Genomic DNA, 4,934 nt, shown 5'->3' on the forward strand with positions numbered 1-4,934 from the left:
TCGATGAAGAAATGGGCAGGGCCGGCCTCTTCGCGGGCAAGCCCGCTCCCACAGGGTTCGGTGTGATGTCAATTGCAGAGTGAGTCTTCTCAGCGGCACCCTCTGCGGCGAAGGCCTCGGGTATACTGCCGCGTTTTGCGATCCCTGCTGGCGCTGCGCTGGTCATGCAATGTGTTCTTACGTTTTGTTTAAGCAGCCGAAGCTGCTCTGAACCAGCCTGAGCAGGGATGTATCGGTAGATTTTTGGAGTTTTTATGCTCGAACAGGCTCAACGCGTCCTCAAGGACATCTTCGGCTACGACAGTTTCCGTGGCCGTCAGGGTGCGATCATTGAGCGCGTGGCCAGCGGCGGTGATGCGCTGGTGCTGATGCCTACCGGTGGCGGCAAGTCGTTGTGCTTCCAGGTGCCGGCGCTGTTGCGTGAAGGTCTGGCGGTGGTCGTGTCGCCGTTGATCGCGCTGATGGACGATCAGGTCGCCACCCTCGAAGAACTGGGCGTGGCCGCCGCTGCGCTGAACTCCACGCTGAGTGCCGAGCAGCAGCGCGATCTCGCTCTGCGGATCAAACGCGGTGAAGTGAAAATGCTCTATCTGGCGCCCGAGCGCTTGGTGCAGCCGCGCATGCTGGCATTCCTGCAAAGCCTGGAAATCGCCTTGTTCGCCATCGACGAAGCGCATTGCGTATCGCAATGGGGCCACGATTTCCGCCGCGAATACCTGCAACTGGGTCAATTGGCAGAGCTGTTCCCCAACGTTCCGCGCATTGCCCTCACCGCGACCGCCGACAAGCGCACCCGCGAAGAAATTGTCGATCGCCTGCACCTGCAGAACGCCGAGCGCTTCCTGTCGAGCTTCGACCGGCCAAACATCTTCTATCGCATCGTGCCCAAGGAACAGCCGCGCAAACAGTTGCTGGCGTTCCTCGCCGAGCGGCGCAGCGATGCCGGCATCGTTTATTGCCTGTCGCGCAAGAAGGTCGAAGAAGTTGCGGCGTTTCTCAGCGAGCAGGGCTTCCCGGCGCTGCCGTATCACGCCGGTCTGCCCAACGATCTGCGCGCCTATCACCAGAAGCGCTTCCTCAATGAGGAAGGCCTGATCATGGTCGCCACCGTGGCGTTCGGCATGGGCATCGACAAGCCCAACGTACGCTTTGTCGCGCACCTCGATCTGCCGAAATCCCTTGAGGCGTATTACCAGGAAACCGGTCGCGGCGGCCGTGACGGTCTGCCGGCGGATGCGTGGATGGCCTACGGTCTGCAAGACGTGGTGATGCTCAAGCAGATGCTGCAGAACTCCGAAGGCGACGAGCGCCACAAGCGTCTGGAGCAGCACAAGCTCGACGCCATGCTCTCGCTGTGCGAAGAAACCCGCTGCCGCCGGCAGGCGTTACTGGCCTATTTCGACGAAGACATGCCCGAACCGTGCGGGCATTGCGACAACTGTGTCGACGGCGTGCAGACCTGGGACGCCACCGAGCCTGCACGTCAGGCCTTGTCGGCGATTTTCCGCACCGGCCAGCGCTATGGCGTCGGTCATCTGGTCGACGTGTTGCTGGGCAAGGACAACGAAAAGGTGCGCAGCTTCGGCCATCAGCATTTGTCGGTGTTCGGCGTTGGCAAGGCGTTGAGCGAGAGCGAGTGGCGCTCGCTGTTCCGCCAACTGGTGGCGCGTGGGTTGGCCGATGTCGACCACGAGGGTTATGGCGGTCTGCGCTTGAATGACAGTTGCCGGCCTTTGCTCAAAGGCGAAGTGAAACTGGAACTGCGCCGCGACCTGAAACCGCAAGTCACCGCCAAAACCGGCAGCAAGAGCCAGGCCAGCCAACTGGTGCGCGGCGAAGAACGCGAACAGTGGGAAGCCTTGCGCGCACTACGGCGCAAGCTCGCCGAAGAACACGGCGTGCCGCCATATGTCATCTTCCCCGACTCGACGCTATTGGAAATGCTCCGCAGCCAGCCGACTTCGCTGGCGGAAATGGCCCGGGTCAGCGGCGTCGGCGCACGCAAACTGGAGCGCTATGGCGAAGCCTTCCTCGAAGTGCTCGGCGGCGAGGCGGAGGCGCCGAAGGTGGTCGCCGATGTCCGTCACGAGCTGATCACCCTGGCCCGCGCCGGCATGACCCCGCTGCAGATCGCCGGGCAGTTGCAGTGCTCGGAGAAGAACGTCTACGCCATGCTCGCCGAAGCCATCGGCAAGCAGCAGTTGTCGCTGGAGCAGGCGCTGGATTTGCCTGAGGAATTAATGGGCGAAGTGCAGGACGCGTTCCTCGATGGTGAGGGCGAGTTGCCGTCCGTCGCCGAAGTCGCCGAGCTGTTCGCCGGGCGTGTGCCGGAAGGCGTGCTGTATTGCGTGCGGGCGGCGTTGCAGTCTGAATTCGAGATGTGAAACGACGTATGCGCCAAGCCCCGTGCAGTTGTAACGATTCAGTACAGAGCGACTCTTGCCTATAACTGCCGCCCATGCTTAGCTGACTAATAATTAGATTTTCCGTATTTTCAGTCTAACCGTGAGTGTTTTATGCCGTTAACCGATCAACATCGCTTTGGTATGCAACTGGCCCAGATGTCCCGTGGCTGGCGTGCCGAACTGGATCGTCGTCTCGCCGGGCTGGGCCTTTCACAGGCGCGCTGGCTGGTGCTGCTGCATCTGGCGCGTTTTGAAGAGGCACCGACCCAACGCGAACTGGCGCAGAGTGTCGGCGTCGAAGGCCCGACCCTGGCGCGCTTGCTTGATAGTCTGGAAAACCAGGGACTGGTGCAACGCCAGTCAGTGATGGAAGACCGTCGGGCGAAAAAAATCGTGCTCTGCGCACCTGCCTTGCCCTTGATCGAACAAATCGAAACCATTGCCACGCAGCTGCGCCACGAATTGTTCGAGGGCGTCGATGAGGCGGATTTGAAGGTGTGCATGCGCGTACACGGGCACATTCTGGCCAACCTGGAAAAATCTTGAGGCACATCCCGCCAGTGATTTTTTGAGAGATCGCGCTGAGCCGACTATAAGAACTACTGGGCAATATCGTGTTCGTACCGGATGTGCGAACGCATAGAAACCGGTTTTGCTTATTTAAGGGATGCTCATGCTCGCAAGTCGGCACGTGCTGCGCGGGGGCGCCAAATGGCTGCTGCTCGCTGGCGTATTAAGCTATTCGACCTGGTCGATGGCGTTGGGGTTGGGCGAAATCACTGTTCACTCAGCCCTCAATCAGCCGTTCAAGGCCGACATCGCGCTGGTCGATGTCGGCACGTTGACGCAAAACGATCTCTCGGCCAGCCTGGCTTCGGCGAACGAATTCGGCCGGGCCGGCGTCGAGCGGGTGTTCTTTCTCACTGACCTCAAATTCACTCCGATCCTGCGCGGCAGCCGCAAGGTGATCCGGGTGACGTCCGGAAAACCGGTCAACGAACCTTTCCTGAATTTCCTCGTGCAGCTCGATCAGCCCAACGGCCGTCTGCTGCGCGAGTACACCGTGCTGATCGACCCGCCGGGTTCGCCGGCCATCGTGCCCGCCACCGACGAGCCGGATCCGCGCCCGCAATCCTCCGAATTTCCAGCTGTCGAACCGGTTACCGCGCCGCCCCAGGCAGCCCAAGGCAAACGTTCTGCGGCGCCTGTGCCGCCAACGCCGGCGGCACCTGCCAACGATGCGCAGGCCGAGCAACTGGCCGCCAGCGTGCTGCTCACCCAGCAACTGCAAAAGACCCTCGACGAACAGAACCTCAGGCTGCAAGAGCAGCAAGTGCAAATAGCCGACGGCAAGAAGCAGATCGAGGAGTTGCAAACCCGTCTGGCCGAAGTGCAGAAAGCGCCGCCACCACCTGTGGTCGCGCCGGCTCCGGCCGTTGTTTCAGCCCCGGTCGAGGCGGCAGACGATGGCGTGAATTGGCCGCTGCTCGGCGGACTGATATTGCTGCTGGGCGTGCTGGCAGCGTTGCTCATACGCCGCCGTCAGCAACGTTCCACAGCAGATGGCACGCCGACGCCGCTATTGCCTGTGAGCGCCGAAGAAGACGTCGACGAGCCCGAGCTTGAACAATCTGTCGGTGCGCACGCGGCCGCCGATCATCGCGACGAACCCGGTGCCGGCGACGTGCTGGAGGCTGTGGGCATCTATCTGGCCTACGGCCGGCTCAGCGAAGCGGCCGGGCTGCTGCGCGATGCCTTGCACAAGGAGCCTGAACGCATTGATCTCGGTCTGCAGTTGCTGGAGGTTCTTGGGCGCCAGGGTGACAGCGCCGCTTTTGAGCAGCAGGAAAACCGCCTGCGTGCGCTTGGCGTCGATGACCGTGAACTGATTGAAATCCGCGCTCGCCATCCAAAACTGGCAGGCGCCGCACCGGCGGCATTTGCAGCAACGCCAATCGCGCCCGAACTGCCCGTGGCCTCGGCAGCGACCGCAGCCGCGCCGCTTGCAGCGTCGCCCAGCGCTCTCGAGGATGATTTCGAATTGAATCTGGGCGAGCTGTCGATGGATTCAAATTGGGATCTGAACGACAGCCGCGCTGACGCCGCCGCACCGCCGATCGATGATCCAGAGCTGGGCACCAGCCTGTCGGTGCTACCTGTCGATTTTGACCTGCCACAGGCTGCATCTGCCGAAGAAGCCGAACTCGAATGGATCCCCGAACCCGACGCCCAGCCGCTCGACGACGACTTTCTCAATGAGTTCGGCGATCCCGAGCCGTCGCTGGTGCTGGAACCTCTGGATCTGCAATTACCCGAGTCCACCGAGACCGACACCGAGGCCGCCGGCAAGCTCGAACAGGCACAAACCTGCATCGACGATGGCGACATCGACAGCGCGATCGCGCTGCTCAATGAATTGCTCAGGGAAGGGGATGAGCCGTTGAAGCAGACGGCAAGGACGTTGTTGGCGGGGATTCGCTGAGCGCCAATGGATTTCGGGTTCACCCGAGACCGCTTTCGCGAGCAGGC

Annotated in this window: 3 protein-coding genes; all 3 read left to right on the forward strand. The window is 61.7% G+C overall.

The window, feature by feature from the left end; genetic code table 11:
* Positions 1 to 254: 254 nt before the first annotated feature.
* The 3 genes from recQ to F8N49_RS25515 all read left to right on the forward strand — a co-directional run bounded on the left by recQ (position 255) and on the right by F8N49_RS25515 (position 4,887).
* Positions 255 to 2,384, forward strand: coding sequence for a DNA helicase RecQ (gene recQ / locus F8N49_RS25505; protein WP_024012058.1), 2,130 nt, complete (start codon positions 255 to 257; stop codon positions 2,382 to 2,384).
* 132 nt (positions 2,385 to 2,516) lie between these two features.
* Positions 2,517 to 2,951 (forward strand): MarR family transcriptional regulator, encoded by a 435-nt coding sequence (locus F8N49_RS25510; protein ID WP_016771142.1) that lies wholly within the window; start codon positions 2,517 to 2,519, stop codon positions 2,949 to 2,951.
* 127 nt (positions 2,952 to 3,078) lie between these two features.
* A complete protein-coding gene (locus tag F8N49_RS25515; protein WP_071171412.1) occupies positions 3,079 to 4,887 on the forward strand; it encodes a FimV/HubP family polar landmark protein in 1,809 nt (602 codons plus the stop codon).
* The last annotated feature ends 47 nt before the right edge of the window (positions 4,888 to 4,934 follow it).

Source organism: Pseudomonas sp. GXM4, from assembly GCF_008923895.1.
In the GTDB taxonomy this organism is placed as follows: Bacteria; Pseudomonadota; Gammaproteobacteria; order Pseudomonadales; family Pseudomonadaceae; genus Aquipseudomonas; species Aquipseudomonas atacamensis.

Coding starts and splice junctions, on each gene's coding strand:
- recQ (WP_024012058.1), top strand. CDS start 255: ATGCTCGAACAGGCTCAACGCGTCCTCAAGGACATCTTCGGCTACGAC.
- F8N49_RS25515 (WP_071171412.1), top strand. CDS start 3,079: ATGCTCGCAAGTCGGCACGTGCTGCGCGGGGGCGCCAAATGGCTGCTG.
- F8N49_RS25510 (WP_016771142.1), top strand. CDS start 2,517: ATGCCGTTAACCGATCAACATCGCTTTGGTATGCAACTGGCCCAGATG.